This window comes from Marinomonas sp. HM11-D, assembly GCF_057626615.1.
The window spans coordinates 42984-59007 of sequence record NZ_JBMMKT010000005.1; the positions used below are offsets into that span (position 1 = coordinate 42984).

12 protein-coding genes are annotated in these 16024 nt (G+C 46.9%); 10 read left to right on the top strand and 2 right to left on the bottom strand.

Annotated features, from left to right (window positions below; translation table 11 throughout):
- The first annotated feature begins 56 nt into the window (after positions 1-56).
- The 7 genes from ACOSVP_RS08830 to ACOSVP_RS08860 all read left to right on the top strand — a co-directional run bounded on the left by ACOSVP_RS08830 (position 57) and on the right by ACOSVP_RS08860 (position 7559).
- Positions 57-740: a thermostable hemolysin gene (locus ACOSVP_RS08830; protein ID WP_487347133.1), complete on the top strand. Its 684-nt coding sequence runs from the start codon at positions 57-59 to the stop codon at positions 738-740.
- Positions 740-2197 carry an AMP-binding protein gene (locus ACOSVP_RS08835; RefSeq protein ID WP_487347134.1) on the top strand — a complete coding sequence of 486 codons (1458 nt, stop codon included), beginning with the start codon at positions 740-742 and terminating at the stop codon, positions 2195-2197. Before ACOSVP_RS08830 ends, ACOSVP_RS08835 begins: the two co-directional genes overlap by 1 nt.
- Before the next feature lie 10 nt (positions 2198-2207).
- Positions 2208-2876, top strand: a complete 669-nt coding sequence (locus ACOSVP_RS08840; RefSeq protein WP_487347135.1) for an iron-containing redox enzyme family protein — start codon at positions 2208-2210, stop codon at positions 2874-2876.
- An 11-nt stretch (positions 2877-2887) separates the two neighbouring features.
- Entirely contained in the window at positions 2888-3709 is an 822-nt protein-coding gene (locus ACOSVP_RS08845) for an SDR family oxidoreductase (RefSeq protein ID WP_487347136.1), read from the top strand.
- Positions 3706-4347 carry a tetratricopeptide repeat protein gene (locus ACOSVP_RS08850; protein WP_487347137.1) on the top strand — a complete coding sequence of 214 codons (642 nt, stop codon included), beginning with the start codon at positions 3706-3708 and terminating at the stop codon, positions 4345-4347. Before ACOSVP_RS08845 ends, ACOSVP_RS08850 begins: the two co-directional genes overlap by 4 nt.
- A gap of 132 nt (positions 4348-4479) precedes the next feature.
- Complete coding sequence (locus ACOSVP_RS08855) at positions 4480-6069, top strand: ABC-F family ATPase (protein WP_487347138.1); 1590 nt, start codon at positions 4480-4482, stop codon at positions 6067-6069.
- Positions 6070-6185: 116 nt separating this feature from the next.
- Positions 6186-7559 carry an HD-GYP domain-containing protein gene (locus ACOSVP_RS08860; protein ID WP_487347139.1) on the top strand — a complete coding sequence of 458 codons (1374 nt, stop codon included), beginning with the start codon at positions 6186-6188 and terminating at the stop codon, positions 7557-7559.
- Here ACOSVP_RS08860 and ACOSVP_RS08865 read toward each other — a convergent pair.
- Positions 7556-8551: a lipid A deacylase LpxR family protein gene (locus ACOSVP_RS08865; protein WP_487347140.1), complete on the bottom strand. Its 996-nt coding sequence runs from the start codon at positions 8549-8551 to the stop codon at positions 7556-7558. The two genes, ACOSVP_RS08860 and ACOSVP_RS08865, sit on opposite strands and share 4 nt — an antisense overlap.
- Positions 8552-8990: 439 nt before the next feature.
- On the opposite strand from ACOSVP_RS08865, the gene ACOSVP_RS08870 reads away from it, so the two are divergent.
- Positions 8991-10853, top strand: coding sequence for a methyl-accepting chemotaxis protein (locus ACOSVP_RS08870; protein WP_487347141.1), 1863 nt, complete (start codon positions 8991-8993; stop codon positions 10851-10853).
- Between the two features lie 298 nt (positions 10854-11151).
- Entirely contained in the window at positions 11152-11385 is a 234-nt protein-coding gene (locus ACOSVP_RS08875) for a DUF2789 domain-containing protein (protein WP_487347142.1), read from the top strand.
- A gap of 60 nt (positions 11386-11445) precedes the next feature.
- Here ACOSVP_RS08875 and ACOSVP_RS08880 read toward each other — a convergent pair whose 3' ends face one another.
- Positions 11446-13620 carry an esterase-like activity of phytase family protein gene (locus ACOSVP_RS08880; RefSeq protein ID WP_487347143.1) on the bottom strand — a complete coding sequence of 725 codons (2175 nt, stop codon included), beginning with the start codon at positions 13618-13620 and terminating at the stop codon, positions 11446-11448.
- 311 nt (positions 13621-13931) lie between these two features.
- On the opposite strand from ACOSVP_RS08880, the gene ACOSVP_RS08885 reads away from it, so the two are divergent.
- Positions 13932-15998: a putative bifunctional diguanylate cyclase/phosphodiesterase gene (locus tag ACOSVP_RS08885; protein ID WP_487347144.1), complete on the top strand. Its 2067-nt coding sequence runs from the start codon at positions 13932-13934 to the stop codon at positions 15996-15998.
- Positions 15999-16024: the final 26 nt, after the last annotated feature.

A 16024-nucleotide genomic window follows, 5' to 3' on the forward strand; every position in this document is an offset into this window, starting at 1 on the left:
AGTTTTCCATAAGGTTGCGCGACTAGTCTGAACTTATCCAGTATGAGGGACAGACTATGCAAGAGCCATTAGTGTTACAGCAACCCATCAAGGTCAACCGACTTCAAGGACCGAAACAGGTCTTTGAATTCGTCACGGCTGAGCAGGATGCCCCGCCCCGTCATGAGCTGGAAACCTTTATCCGAGAAGGCTTTTCCAAATGCTACGATGCCAACCTGCATACCTTCCTACCGCTATTGTTGGGCATTAAAACAAAACAGCTGCGTGCTGCGGTTGGTGTGCGCCGCGCCGATGCGCCTCTGTTTGTTGAGCAATATCTGCCAATCTCTATTACCCAAGCCCTGTCTCAAGTGGGTATTGAAGCGAGCCGTCATCAAATCGCTGAAATGGGTAACCTTTATTCACAAAGCCCGCGGTTTACTTTGCCGTTGATCATGACGGTGGTGATGGGGCTGTATTTGACCGATGTGCGTCACCTAGTATTTTCCGGTACGCAAAAGGTTCGCCAACTGTTATCGGCCATGGGTTTTCCTATGACCTATCTAGCACCAGCTTCTTCTGCATGTATTGCACAGAGTTCCTCTGAATGGGGCAGCTACTACGATAATGAACCCGAAGTCATGGTACTGGATATCGAAGCCTCGATTCGTGTGGCTTACCAACGTAAAGAACTGCATGGCTTATTGGCCATTGTGCAAAACAACGCCAATCATTTATTGGCCTCATTGAGGGATTTATAATGTGGTACTTTTCCTCGACATGGCAGCAAAATGTTGCTTTAGCAGATGCTCAGAATCAGCTGACCTACGCTCAACTGGAACGCGCGGTAGAAGCTCGTCGTGCTTGGCTCGATGAGCAGAAAGTCAGTCGAGTGGCGCTGTTTATGGACAACACCATTGAATGGGCGCTGTTTGATTTGGCCTGTCAGCAAGCCAATGTCTGCTGCGTGCCAGTGCCAGTGTTTTTTAGTGCACAGCAAACCCAATATTTACTGCACGCCAGCGCCATTGAGCTTTTAATCCTTGGCCAAGAACAAACCGAGATGTTAGCGCAGACGAGTGAGCAAACACCTTTTGGCTCGATTTATAGTCAGCGATTACAGCCTGCAAGTGAGCCGCAATTGCCAGCGGGTACGCAAAAAATCACCTTTACTTCAGGCACAACTGGGACACCAAAAGGGGTCTGTCTAAGTACCGAGTCACAATTGACGGTAGCCCGTTCTCTTGCCAGCAGTATCGGTCTAGAGCAAGTAAAGCATTTATGTCTATTGCCACTGGCAACCTTGTTGGAAAACATTGCTGGCATTTACGCACCTCTGATGGTAGGCGGAACGGTTTACCTTGCCAGCCAAGCTGAGCGTGGTTTCCAAGGTAGCCGTTTAACGCAGCCACAAGCCATGTTGGCTTTGATCAGTCAGCAGCAACCGAACAGCGTTATTTTAGTCCCTGAATTACTGTCCTTTATGGTGTTAGCCTGCCATCAGGGCTGGCAACCACCCGCATCCTTAAAGTTTATCGCCGTCGGCGGCGGTAAGGTTTCCGCTTCCTTGATCGAGCAAGCGCGCGCGTTAGGACTACCTGTATTTCAAGGCTACGGCTTATCCGAATGTGCTTCGGTGGTCTCTCTGAACACCAGTGAGGCGGATCAAGCCAGCAGTGCAGGTCAATTACTCCCCCATTCACAAGCGCGTATTGAAAATGGCGAGCTGATCGTATCGGGCAACTTATTTCTCGGTTATATGAACCAGCCGGAGAGCTTTTATCCGACTGAGTTTGCCACTGGGGATCTAGTGCGGTTAGAGGATGGTTACCTATACATTGAAGGGCGTCGTAAGAATGTCCTAATCAACTCGTTTGGGCGCAATATTTCTCCTGAATGGATTGAGGCTGAGTTGATGGCAACCCAGTGTTTTCGCACGGTAGTGGTGTTTGGCGAGGCGCAACCCTTTTGTGGCGCGCTGTTAGTGTTACTGAAACCGGATATGCCTCAGAGCATGATTCAAGCCGTTATTGATAAGGTCAACGCTGGTTTACCGGATTACGCCCAAATTGGCGACTGGCTCGTTTCATCTGAGCCGTTAGAACAGATTGAAGGGCTGGTTACCACCACGGGCAAGCCAGTTCGCAACCATATTTTGGCGCATTTTGATGATCGTATTCAGACCATGTACGACATGACCCCATGCGCAAATTACTAGGAGAATGAAGATGTCTTTGTACCAACGTCTACAGCACGAAACACAAATGGAACGCCAATACTTGGTCACGGCTCCTATTATTCAACGTTGTTTCCAAGGCGAAATTTGCCTAGAGGATTACGTGGCATTTTTATCACAAGCCTACCATCACGTTAAGCACACGGTGCCTTTGCTGATGGCGGTGGGCAGTCGTTTGCCTGAGTCAAAAGAATGGCTACGAGAAGCGGTAGGTGAATATATTGAAGAGGAAATGGGTCACCAAGAATGGATCCTAAACGACATCGCTGCTTGTGGCGCCGATAAAGAAGCGGTGCGCGCTAGCCAACCTGCCCTGGCAACGGAACTGATGGTGGCTTACGCCTATGACATGGTCAATCGAGTCAATCCACTTGGCTTCTTTGGCATGGTGTTTGTGCTCGAAGGCACCAGCACAGCGCTGGCGGATAACGCCGCGCAACATATTCAAGACAAGTTGGGCTTAACCGACAAAGCCTTTAGCTACCTGCGCTCACACGGTGCCTTGGATCAAGAGCATATCGTGTTCTTTGAGAATCTGATGAATAAGATCGACGACCCTAAAGAGCAGGATCTGATTATCCACAGCGCGAAAATGTTCTTTACTCTGTACGCCAATATTTTCCGCTCCCTAGACAGTCATAGCGCAGCGCAAGCGGCTTAAGTGAGGTGACTATGAGTTGGGAAAATATGAATTGGGAAAATCAACGTTGTTTATTGACCGGTGCCTCAGGTGGCATCGGCCAATCCATTGCTCGAGCATTGGCTGACAAGGGCGTAAGTCTGATTTTGGTAGGGCGCAATAGCATGAAATTGCATGCCTTAGCCGACACCCTGCCCGGCTACCACGATGTGATCTGCGCCGATTTATCTGCTGCCAAAGAGCGCACTGCGTTGGTGACAAAGGTATCTGAGTTAGGTGGCTTAACCATGCTGGTGAACAATGCCGGCGTCAGTCATTTGTCCATGCTGGAAGATACTGATAGCCACACCATTGAGTCAGTGATCGAGACGAACCTTGTGGCGCCTATGTTGCTGACTCAGGCGTTGTTGCCATTGTTGCAACAAGACAAAGCAACGCAAATCGTCAATATCGGCTCGGCGTTTGGCAGCATTGGCTTTGCCGGTCAAAGTGCTTACTGCGCCAGCAAGTTTGGCTTGCGTGGTTTTACCGAATCTCTGATGCGCGAATTGGCGGACAGCAATATTCGTGTGTCGTATCTTGCTCCACGTGCGACCGCGACCGCGATCAACAGCGATGTGGCCAACGCCATGAACGAGGCTCTAGGTAACCAAGTGGATATGCCGGATGTGGTGGCAAAACATTTTATCGAGTTATTAGAAAGTTCACACAACCGTGCTTTTATTGGCTTTCCCGAGCGCTTGTTTGTCAAAATCAATGGCGCTTTCCCAAGCCTTGTCGACAAGGCTTTACTAAAGAAATTGCCCATTATTAAACGCTTTATCGCACCAACTTTTCTGGAGAAGCGACTATGAAAAAGATTCTATCAGCAGCTTTTATTTGTGCCGGCATGTTCTCCCAAGCTTGGGCGGAAGAGGCAGACAAAGGTTTGCACACACTACAAAAAACATGGGCCGAAATTAACTATCTGATGCCAGCTGAGGAGCGCGAAGCAGCCTTTACGCAACTGATCAGCCAAGCGGAGCAAATGGTGCAGGCAGAGCCAGATAAAACCGAATACCGTGTTTGGTTGGGGATTATTCAATCCAGCACTGCGGGCGCTAAAGGCGGCTTAGGGGCACTGTCGTTTGCCAAGGCGGCCAAGGCTAGTTTTGAGCAAGCCATCAAGCAAGACCCAAATGCTTTGCAAGGCTCGGCTTACACTAGTTTAGGCGTACTGTACCACAAGGTTCCAGGTTGGCCGATTGGCTTTGGTAGCGATAAAGAAGCGAAGAAATTGCTGCAAGAGTCATTGAAACTGAACCCAGAAGGCATTGATGGCAACTACTTCTATGCGGAGTTTTTATACGACGATAAGCAGTACAGTGAAGCTCAGAAATACCTAAATATGGCACAGCAGGCGGCGCCTCGTGCAGATCGTCCGCTGGCGGACCAAGGTCGTCATAAGGAAATCGATGCCTTGATGGAAAAGATCAATAAAAAATTGAAGTAGAGAAATGTCGCTTGGCTGTGAAAAATGATGACTTTTTCATCAATGCCATAGACTTTTTATACACAGGCTTTATAGTACGCCCATCAATCACTAAGCCCCTTCATTGGGGCTTTCTCAATTTCTGGATACCCCATGATCGTAGCTTCTAACGTTACCATGCAGTTTGGTAGCAAACCTCTTTTTGAAAACATCTCCGTTAAGTTCAGTGATGGCAACCGTTACGGCCTAATCGGCGCCAACGGCTGTGGTAAATCCACCTTCATGAAAATCTTAGACGGCAGCTTGATTCCAACATCGGGTAACGTTTCGGTGAGCCCAAATATTCGTGTGGGTAAATTGAATCAGGACCAGTTCGCTTTTGAAGAATACTCGGTTATCGATACGGTAATCATGGGTTACAAAGAGCTGTGGGAAGTGAAAAAAGAGCGTGACCGTATCTACAGCTTGCCAGAAATGAGCGAGGAAGACGGTATTAAAGTCGCTGAACTGGAAGGCGAGTTCATGGAAATGGATGGTTACAGTGCGGAAAGTCGTGCTGGCGAAATCCTTTTAGGTGCAGGTATTGATGAGTCTTTGCACTTTGGCCCAATGAGCGAAGTAGCACCGGGTTGGAAGCTGCGTGTGCTATTGGCGCAAGCCCTGTTCTCGGTGCCAGATATTCTGCTATTGGACGAGCCGACCAACAACTTGGACATCGACTCGATCCGCTGGTTGGAAGACATGCTGAACCAGTACAAGTCGACCATGGTGATCATTTCCCACGACCGTCACTTCCTAAACTCTGTATGTACCCACATGGCGGACATCGACTTTGGTGAGCTACGTGTTTACCCAGGTAACTACGATGATTTCATGTTGGCATCGGCGCAGGCTCGTGAATCCATGATGGCGGCCAACGCCAAGAAGTCGGCACAAATCGCCGATCTAAAACAGTTCGTTGCGCGTTTCTCTGCCAACGCCTCGAAAGCAAAACAAGCGACATCTCGTGCTCGTCAGCTGGATAAAATTAAGTTGGAAGACATTAAACCGTCTAGCCGTCAAAACCCATTTATTCGTTTTACCCAGCAGAAGAAGCTACACCGTCAGGCATTGGTGCTAGAGAACCTAGGTCATGGTTTTGAGGGCGATAAACTGTTCCAAGGTGGCAACCTGATTCTTGAAGCGGGTGCACGTCTGGCGGTGCTAGGTGAAAACGGGGTGGGTAAAACCACCATGCTGCGCTGTCTAATGAGCGAGCTGGAAGCGCAAGAAGGTACGGTTAAGTGGGCGGAAAACGCGACCCTAGGTTACTGCCCACAAGACAGCAATGATCTGTTTGATAATGACATGACACTGTTTGAGTGGATGACTCAGTGGCGTAAACCATCGGATGACGATCAAGTGGTACGCGCGACGCTTGGTCGTATGTTGTTCTCATCGGATGACTTTAATAAGAAAGCCAAGGTCTGTTCGGGTGGTGAAAAGAACCGCTTGATCTTTGGTAAATTGATTCTGCAAGAAACCAACGTTTTGCTGATGGATGAGCCAACCAACCACTTGGATATGGAATCGATTGAATCTCTAAACATGGCGTTGGAAATGTACCCTGGTACGCTTATTTTCGTCAGCCACGACCGCGAGTTCGTATCCTCATTGGCGACTGAGATTCTGCATATTAAGAATCACAAGATCGAGCACTTCCAAGGCACTTATGACGAGTTTTTAGCGTCAAGAGAACTCTAATCGTTCGATAATCGAAAGAGCTACTAAGAAGGTAGCTCTTTTTGTATCTGGCGTAAGTGGTTTCGATTTATTGGTCATGTGTTAGGCTTATTGAAAAACGTAAAGGTATTCTCTTGATGAAGATGTCCTTACTGAATGCGCAAATTCCGCTTTCTGAGTTGGTGCTATCACTGACCACGGCGCTAGATATGACCGAGGGGCAACCGCCTGAGCATTGTATTCGCTGCTGTTGGATTGGTATGCACCTTGGGCGCCGAATAGGGCTAACTGAGCAACAGCTACATGATCTGTTTTACACCTTGTTGCTTAAAGACGCTGGCTGCAGCAGCAATGCCGCTCGTATTTGTGAGTTATATATAACCGATGATCGTGCTTTTAAGAAAGATTTCAAAACCGTCGGTACCAGCTTAACCAGTGTTATCAACTTTGTCGTACGCAATGCGGGTAAAGGCGAAAACTGGCTCTCTCGTATTTCGACGACCATAGATATCCTCAAAAATGGTACTGAGTATGCGCAAGAGTTGATTCAAACTCGCTGTAGTCGAGGGGCTGATGTTGCCCGTGAACTGCGCTTCTCTGAAGCTGTAGCCTTAGGCATTGCCAGCCTAGACGAGCACTGGAATGGTAAAGGGCGACCACAGCAAATTGCCCAAGAAGCGATCCCTCTTTATTCGAGAATAGCGTTACTGTCACAAGTGGTGGATGTGTTTCATGTGGAGCATGATTTGCCAACGGCGCTAAAGGAAGTAAAACATCGTTCGGGTGAATGGTTTGACCCTATGCTGGTGGAGCACTTCGAAGCACTGCTACAAGAAAGTTCGTTTCTTGAAGGGCTGCAACACCCCGACATTCGTCATAACGTCATGTCTTTGGCGCCAGCTCAGACACATGTGCTGTTAGATGAAGACTACTTTGATTGCATCGTTGGGGCCTTTGGTAAAATTGTCGATGCCAAAAGCCCATACACTGCTGGCCACAGTCAGCGAGTAGGGGTTTATGCTGCGTTAATCGCCGAGCAATTGAATCTTTCTGAATTAGAATGCACTTGGGTTCGCCGAGCGGCTCTGTTGCATGACATTGGCAAGTTAGGCGTCAGTAATCAGATCCTCGATAAGCCGGATAAGTTAAATCAAGATGAGTGGCTTGCAGTGCAACAGCACGCCGCCAATACAGAGTTGATCCTCGAGCAAATCACTCCCTTAAAAGAGCTGGCTAAAATTGCTGCCTCACATCATGAGAAATTAGATGGTACGGGTTATCCGCGAGGGTTGTCAGAGGCCGACATCCCTCTCATCACACGCATCATCACCACCGCCGATATATTTGATGCCATCTCGGCAGAACGCCCCTATCGAGCAGCCATGCCGGTCTCTAAAGTGTTAGCCATCATGGATGAGAATCTAGACACAGCGATCGACCGACGATGCTTTGAAGCTTTACAAGAGTCTTTAGAGAAGATTCCTAAAGACTGGTTTGTTGCAGGCCCCTAAAATTGCCAAGAGTAAGTCAAGGTACCGTATTGAGTTTCATCGGTGTATTGGCTATTACTTGGCTGTAGTAAGCTTGAGTGATTCACTGCGAAAGTAAGTGAGCTGCGGCCCCACGAGTAGGCGGCACCAAAGTTCAGCCCGACAAAAGAGTGATCATAATCCACCGAGGCACTGTCGCGGTAGGTGTTACCGTCCATAAAAATCTCGTTAAACACATACTCTGCCTGTAGGCCGGCATAAACATACCATTCGCCACTGACGGCAATTGGGTTAGTGGTGCGAGAATCCAGCAGTAAGAAGCTGCCAAACGAGCGTTTTAAGTCACGGCCATAGCGAAAGATAACGCTGGAACTGGCCGCACTGCGTAGGGTACCGACACTGCCTTTTACCGACGTCAGCACATCCATCGTATCCAGTTCTGATGCCCAGTTGCGCCAAAGGCGACCACGCCCGACTTTGAATACCAGCTCATTATGCAGCTGCGAATCCCAACCTTGCGGATCGTCTGATGCCAGTACCTGATGTACCAGTTTCTGAGTTTGTTTACCCAATGCCGCAGGGCCAACAATACCGATACTGGTGCTGGCCACATCGGCGTGATCTTTGTTAAGTACTAGATACGAGTTGGTCAGACTGATCATCGCAGAGTAAGGAATATCATTTGGGTCTGGGTTGACCAAGGTTAGGTCCGATGGGGTGTACATGGACTGTCCTAGCTTGATGGCATTGACCGCACCATAGCTTGTATCGGTGGGCATACTCCACATTAGTGGGGCGACCCAAAAATCATGTTTTGGGGCCACACTGCCATCGTCCATCGCGGGAATGCCGCCGCGATCATACAAAGTAAAGTACAGACCATTAGTGTAGCCGTCATCACGGTGAATGAAATAGTCATTGTCCAGCGTTAGGCTGGCAATACCGCTACCAGCGTAGAGGTTGGCACTTAGCAGGGTGAGTAATGCGGCGCCTAGAAGGGGTGTTCGTTTCATAATGTTCGATCAAATTTGTATATTCGTAAAAGTTAAAGTTATTGTAACGACTCCTTAAAAAAGTAGGTTTCAACTACTAAGAATTGTTCTGAACAGTTTTTGTGATAAATGCCTTTACGTTACTTTGTTTAAGGCATCTGATAATAAATGGGATAAAAGGATTCGATTTTGCTGCAAATATGGTGCAACCATGACCAGACTTTAGTTTTTTACTACTACTTAAACGTTGGGCGGTTTGACTAGGAAGTGAACAACTGCACGCTCAATTGTGAAAGAATAAATCATAGTTATACTAATTAAATTGTTAGTAACATTTCTGTCATAAAACCTTCATATTGTGTCTCGCTATCGAGATTTACGGTCTTTGCTACACTTACTTCTTAGGAGTTTTCTAAGTGCCTAGCAGGGATAGTCATTCCTAAGTTGAAGGTATTGCACCGTGCAAATTAAGCAAAAGCTCATTCTGAACACTAGCGTTGTGATCGCTGCGATGGTTGCTCTAGTCATCGCATTCCTGTTTGCAGAAAACCGATTAAAAGAACTCATCGTGGGTAAAGAGTTGGCTCAGCGCCAAGAGTCGGAAATGTTATTACTGCGACGTCATGAAAAGGATTTTCTTGCACGCGAAGACATTAAATATGTGCAGCGTTTTGCAGAAGTGATGACACGCATAACCCAGCAGCAAGCTACCCTTGATCAATTGTTTATCGAGTTAGGCGTAAACAGTAATAGCTTTGCTGGCTTATTACCTCTGTTCAAAGAATACGATCAAAAATTCAATGCCTTGGTGAAGGCTGAACAAGCCATGGGCCTGACGCCAGAAGAAGGCTTGGAAGGACAATTGCGTGGCGCAGTGCATGATATTGAAAGTGCGCTGAAAGACTTAGATATGCCGAGTATCCTGGTGACCATGCTGCAATTAAGACGTCATGAAAAAGATTTTATGCTGCGCCTTGATGCAAAGTACCCTGAACGATTTGCCAGCACCTTGCAGCAACTGAAACAGCAAGTTCAGTCCGCTGAGATGGACATCTCAGAGCAGAAACGTTTACTTATTTTAGCGGATACTTATCAAGCAAAATTTACCGATTATGTTAATCAGCAGCGTCTGATTGGACTCGATTCTGATCAGGGATTAATGGGTGAGATGCGCCGTACCATTCAGCAAACCGAAGATAAATTAAGCGCGATGGATCAGAGCATGACACGCCAAACGGATGTGTTATTGCGTGAGATTGAAATCACCATGGCGCTAGTCTTTGCGTTAGTGGCGATCATAGCGACCGTCATTGCTTGGCGCATCAGTCATTCTATTAATCGTCCATTGGCCTTGATTCGTGAGGCAGTGCTTAAAGTCGACCGCACCCGCGATTTGAGTCTACGCATAGAGTACGATGGCAGAGATGAAATTGGCGATGTGGCGCGTAGTACCAATCAAATGTTAGAGGGTTTTCAAGCGGTGGTGCTATCGGTGAATGACTCTGTGTTGCACATGAATCAACAAACTCGACAGTTGTCTCAAACCGCGGAGCGCACTGCTAATGATGCAGAGCGTCAGCGCGATGAAACCGATATGGTGGCGGCATCCGTGTCTGAGTTGGTGGGCACTATTGAGGACATTTCACAAAATATGGCGGTGGCAGTAGAGAAAACCCAGTCGACCGAACAAAGTGCCACTGATGGCCAAGCGCGAGTCTCTGATGCAGTCAGTCGTGTGCATCATTTATCGTCACGTCTAGAAGGCGCCATGGGTTCCGCGGAAGAGCTAGCGAAGCAAAGCCAAAGCATTGGCAGCATGCTAAATGTGATTCAGGACATTGCTGAGCAGACCAATTTATTGGCGTTGAACGCCGCAATTGAAGCAGCACGTGCTGGTGAGCAAGGCCGTGGTTTTGCCGTGGTTGCGGATGAAGTACGTGCTTTAGCAAGTCGTACTCATGATGCCACATTGGAAATCTCTGGCATCATTGATTCGTTACAGAGTCGTACCCAAGGCATCGTCAGCATTATGAAAGAGTGCAGTGAAGACGGTTTACGCAGCAGTGAAGAGTCGGCGGTGATTGGTGATGTGTTAGGACGCATCACGCAAGAGGTACATGACATTGCCGATATGGCCCGTGAAGTGGCGGGCGCGATTCAGCAGCAATCCATTGCTGCCAATGAAATCAATCGCAATGTGGTGACGATCCGAGAAATCACCATGGATACTAGTGAAGCGGTGCGTTTGAATTCTCAATCAAGCCACGAAATTTCTGAGTTAGCCCATCAATTGGAAAGTGTAGTATCACGCTTTAAGTTATAAACAGTATTCGCTCCTCGAAATGAAGCCGCGCAGTGCGCGGCTTCATTATTTTTACATTACCGGATCGGACTCCATATAGTTTTATTTTTTCTTACGTAAGCTTCATAACCGCCTCTGCTTTAATGGATAGTCATACTGGCAAGCGAAGACATAGGTGACATAGCCAACGTTTTTTGGGGGGAGTAAAGTCGCTCAGGGTGAATGCATTTTAGCGGTTGCTGATATAGCGGAATTTTATCCTTTCATCTAGTCTTTAAAAGGCGGTTGTTTTTCTCATCAACACTCTCAGGAGGATTTTATGGAGACTCATGTTCATTCAATTAATTCACTCTTTGAGCAGTTGGGGTTAGACGGAAGTAAACGGGGAATTGAGCAGTTTGTGGTGACGACGGCACCGATTCCAAGTAATGTCCAAATTTGGGATGCGCCGATCTGGACAGAAGCCCAAGCCTCAGCGTTAAAGCAAATGAAAGCCGATGATGCCGACTGGTCGGAGGTGGTTGACCAGCTGGATGTGATGCTTAGAGCCTAATCATTCAAATAAAAAACGGCGCCAGTTGGCGCCGTTTTTTTTTGTTGGCCGTGATCAGGCTTATTTGAATTCACCGACTTTGAAGAAGAAGGTTTCACCCGTGCTGTCGTCCACACCATCGTTATCCGTTACCGCATAACCTGTGTTGCTGGCATCAATGGTAAAGCCTTCAATCTTATCGACCACGATACCGTTTTGAGCTTTAAGTTCTGGTAGGAAATCGTACACCAAGTGCTTACTCACGGTTGGTAGCGTTTCACCTAGAGCGGCAGTTTTGACATTCGCCAAGTCCACCTTGTAGAGGCGTTTTACTTTAGCAGCTTCGGCTAGTTGATTATCACGCTCTACCACATACAAGCTGCCGTTGTGCGCAGTAATTTCAGAGAGTCCCATCCAACCAGATTCCGCTTTCTCAAGCGGGTAGTGTGTGGCGCTCCAAGTGTTGGCCGCTAGATCGTAGGCCAATAGTTTGGTTTGATCTTTGGCATCGTCTTTCCAAGGGCGTTGGATGGCCACCCAAAGGGTATTGTCCACTAGCGTGATACCTTCCGCACCAAAACGTTCTTGGTTTTTCAAAAGCTCAGCAGGGAAATCGATGGTTTGATCAATTTCACCGTTCGCCTGTACATGGTACAAGGCATGTGGCACTTCTTTCTTCTCGTTGCCCTCAGAGGCTAACCAGAAGCCACCTTTCGGATCCATCACGATACCTTCAAGGTCTAGCTTTTCAGCAGGTTTGCCATCGCGCGTGATGACCAGTTTATCGGTGATTTGCGCAGGTGTTTTAGTCGCATCAATGGTGAAAATCGCGGGTTGACTAGAGTAAAAGCTATCACTGATGGCGTAAAGTTTACCGGCCTGCTTCAGGTCAGCAGCCAAACCAGACAAGGCGCCCCAACCAATCGGTGCACCTTGTGCGTCCAAGTTAGAGCGAATTTGTGGGTAAGCGGGTGCTTTGTCTTCTAATTGGTACAGCATCACATGAGAGCGTGGGCCGCTGTCTTTTACCAAGTCTTCTTCGTTTGCGGTCGCAATCAAATTACGACCTGGGATGGCAATCGCAGATTCTGGCGCAATACCAGATGGCAGCATTTGCACGAACTCTGGCGCAGCACCAGTGTCTTTGTAGACTGCCATTACAGAGCCACGCTCAGACATCACGAAGATGTAGGTTTGGCCATTGAAAGTCGCTACTTCTAGACCTTCTGGCTCAGCGCCTTTTTTACCAGAACGTTTTTCTGGGTAATGACCCACGCGCACCACTTCATGTTCAAAGCTGGCACCGCTTTCAAACAGAATGTCACCTTTTTTATTGAAGATGGTAAAGCCGCGGGCCCCCCCTTGATAATCGCCTTCGTTGGCAATCACAAAACGCTCATTGTCCAACCATTTCACCGCATCCGGTTCACGTTTGAGATCAGATTGAGACGCGGTGAAGGTTAGCGCACCGTCTTTCTTCACATCGATTTGCGATAGGTTTACGGTGCCGGCAGAGAAGTGGTGCATTACCTTGGCTTGCTCAGCATTGATGACGACGATGTGGTTGTTTTCCTGTAGCGTCACGACCACTTCGTTGTTGTCATTGAAGGCAACGAATTCTGGCTCAGGATCGCTTGGTGCAATGTCCGCAAGGCCTGCCAAAGAGATGGTGTGGGTTTTGTTACATTCGCCAGTGGCTTGGTCGAATTCAATAATGACCACGTAGCCCGCCGGCATTTGTGGCAAAGCACCGTCGTTTAGTTCTTCGTCACGTTCGTTTTCGATCGCCACGGCGATGTAACGGCCGTCTTTTGAAACCGCCACAGAATCTGGTTGGCCGCCTAGGTCACAACGCTGCATCACTTTTTGTGACGCCACATCAGCAATGGCAAGGTAGCCACTTGGATTGGTGTAGCTTTCAGAGGTGTTCACTCCAGCTACTACCCATTTACCAACGCTGGCTACAGAAGTTGGTTCACCTTGAAGGTCTAGGAAGCCTAGTGCTTTAGGTTGGTTAGCCTGTTTAATGTCGACAAAACCAATACCGCCACGTGGGCTGTCTGAGTAGATCAGAGTGTTGCCATCGGCTGTCGCAGTAATGATTTCGGCTGAGCTTACGGTTTCAACGGCTTGGTTGCCTAGGTTTTTCGCAACAGGGAAGCTAGCAATGCGGTTAAAAGCATCCGCTTGAGCCGCTAGGCTGGCGCCTGCAAGGCAAGTTGCTAAAAGCGTACGGCGAAAGGTGGTTGCTAACATGACTATCTCCATCAATAAGTTATAAAAATTGGAAATAACTTAGCGGCGGGAGTTTGCAGTTGTATGTGATTTAAATGTCAAAATGATGACGGCTATACACTGAATTCGAGAGGAGATTTATAAAAGCCACCTAGTTGTTAGTCTCTTTTAGCGCGGACTTTACTTGCAAATTGCTACAAAAATTAAACTTATTCTCGGTTACTTACGTACTAAGGTCTAACCATAAGAATAATGACAGCACGTTCGTATAGGGAATCATCCTACCTATTTGCATTCGCTGTTTTCACTAGCTCTGTTTGAGGAACTCTACAATGGCAACCTTTACCAATCATTTCGAAGCGATTGTGGCGTCGTCTGATGATGCGATTATCAGCAAAGACCTTAACAGTATTGTGACCAGTTGGAACCGGAGTGCAGAGAAAATTTTCGGCTACAGTGAGCAAGAAATGTTAGGTCAGTCCATCACTATACTCTTTCCTGTTGATCGATTACATGAAGAGCAAGCTATTCTGAATCAAGTAATGCGTGGTGAACAGGTTGAGCATTTTAAAACAAAACGGTTGCACAAAGATGGTCATTATATAGATGTATCGGTAACGGTATCTCCTATTTGCGATCAAAATGGAGTCATTGTCGGTGCGTCTAAGATTGCGCGTGACATTACCAAGCAAGTGCTAATAGAGCAGCAATCGGCTCAGTTTAAAGCATTGGTTGTTTCCACCGAAGATGCCATTATCAGTAAGACTTTAGACGGCTTCATTCAAACTTGGAATCCTGCTGCAGAGAGAATGTTTGGCTTTTTAGCAGATGAAGCAGTAGGTCAACATATTACGTTAATTTTTCCTGGTGATCGCATCCAGGAAGAAGCAAAGCTGATGAGGGCACTGCGAAAAGGGGAAGTAGTTCGTCACTTTAGAACTACCCGAGTGCGAAAAGATGAGTCTCTAATTTATGTATCTATTTCCTTATCCCCGATTTTTGATGATCGTGGGCAAATGTCTGGAGTATCAACGATTGCACGTGATATTACCCATGAATTCAAAGACAAATCTGCACTGGTAAACCACACAAGTCATGACGGTCTAACGGGCTTACTTAATCAGTATGGCATGATGCAATGTATGGAAGAATTACTGCATATGTCGCATATTCGAAATAAGAAGTTCGCATTGTTAAATCTCAATATTAATGGTTTTCAAAAGTTTAATGAGCAGTATGGCTTTGCTTTTGGAGATCAAGTATTGATAGCCATTGGTCATTGTATTCGTAAAGCCATACGAAGCTCGGATGAATGTGCTCGTATTGGGCAAGATGACTTTCAGATTTGTTTAATGGGACTTGCTAGCCAAAAAGATATTGAGACTTCCGCAAACAAAGTTGCCAAATCCATCTCTACCATTACGACTGTAATGAATGTGCCTGTTTCCATTTCAGCCAGTATTGGTGTCGCCGTATTTCCTGATGATGGCCACAGTACCCAAGCCTTGATTACCCGTGCAGACCACGCTCAATTTTGCGCTAAACAAAGTGGAAGTCATACCATCAAGTTGTTTTCGGGTCTGCTACAAGAGCAGTATTTAGGTGAGGAAGAAATCGCCATCGCATTGAAAGAGGCGGTTCAGAATAAAGCGTTAAGCCTCGTTTATCAGCCTATTGTTGATGTTGAAGCGGGTAGCATTAAAAAAGTAGCAGCATTGGTTCGCTGGGAGCATCCAATACATGGTGTTCTTGAGCCGGACTTGTATATTCCTATTGCTGAGAAGTTTGGTTTAATCCGCGAACTAGATGATCTAGTCATGGATATGGCAATGGATCAGCTGTCCCGTTGGACAACCTTATATGGCTTAGATTTTCAGATGTCGATCAATCAGTCGCAGTATGACCTCATTGACAAAGAGCTATGTACGAAACAGTTGCTAAGTAAGCTCCATCAATATGGTTTGCAAGGGCAAAATCTAATTATTGAGATTTCTGAAGGTTGCTTGATTCAGCAGTCAAAGGTGATGATGGCGATTTTAAATCATTATGAAAGTTTAGGAATACAAGTCGCTATAGATAACTTTGGAACGGGCTATTCATCTTTAGGTTGTTTGAAGGACTACACCTTCAGTATGCTAAAAATTGACAAAAGCTTAGTCGACTCGGTTATGTTTAACCAAGTAGACGTTATCCTAGTCGAAGGCATTCTGAGTATGGCGAAGCAATTGGGGATACAAGTGATTGCAGAAGGGATCGAAACACCAGAACAATTAACGTTGCTGCATAGCCTCGGATGCACCTTACAAGAAGGGTTTCACTTTTCAAAATGTTTGAAAGCAGATGCATTTGAAACCTTTATGGCATCACATTACGAATTGCGCCACAACCAAATAGCTTAAGCTGAAAAACGCGCTGAGCAAAAGCC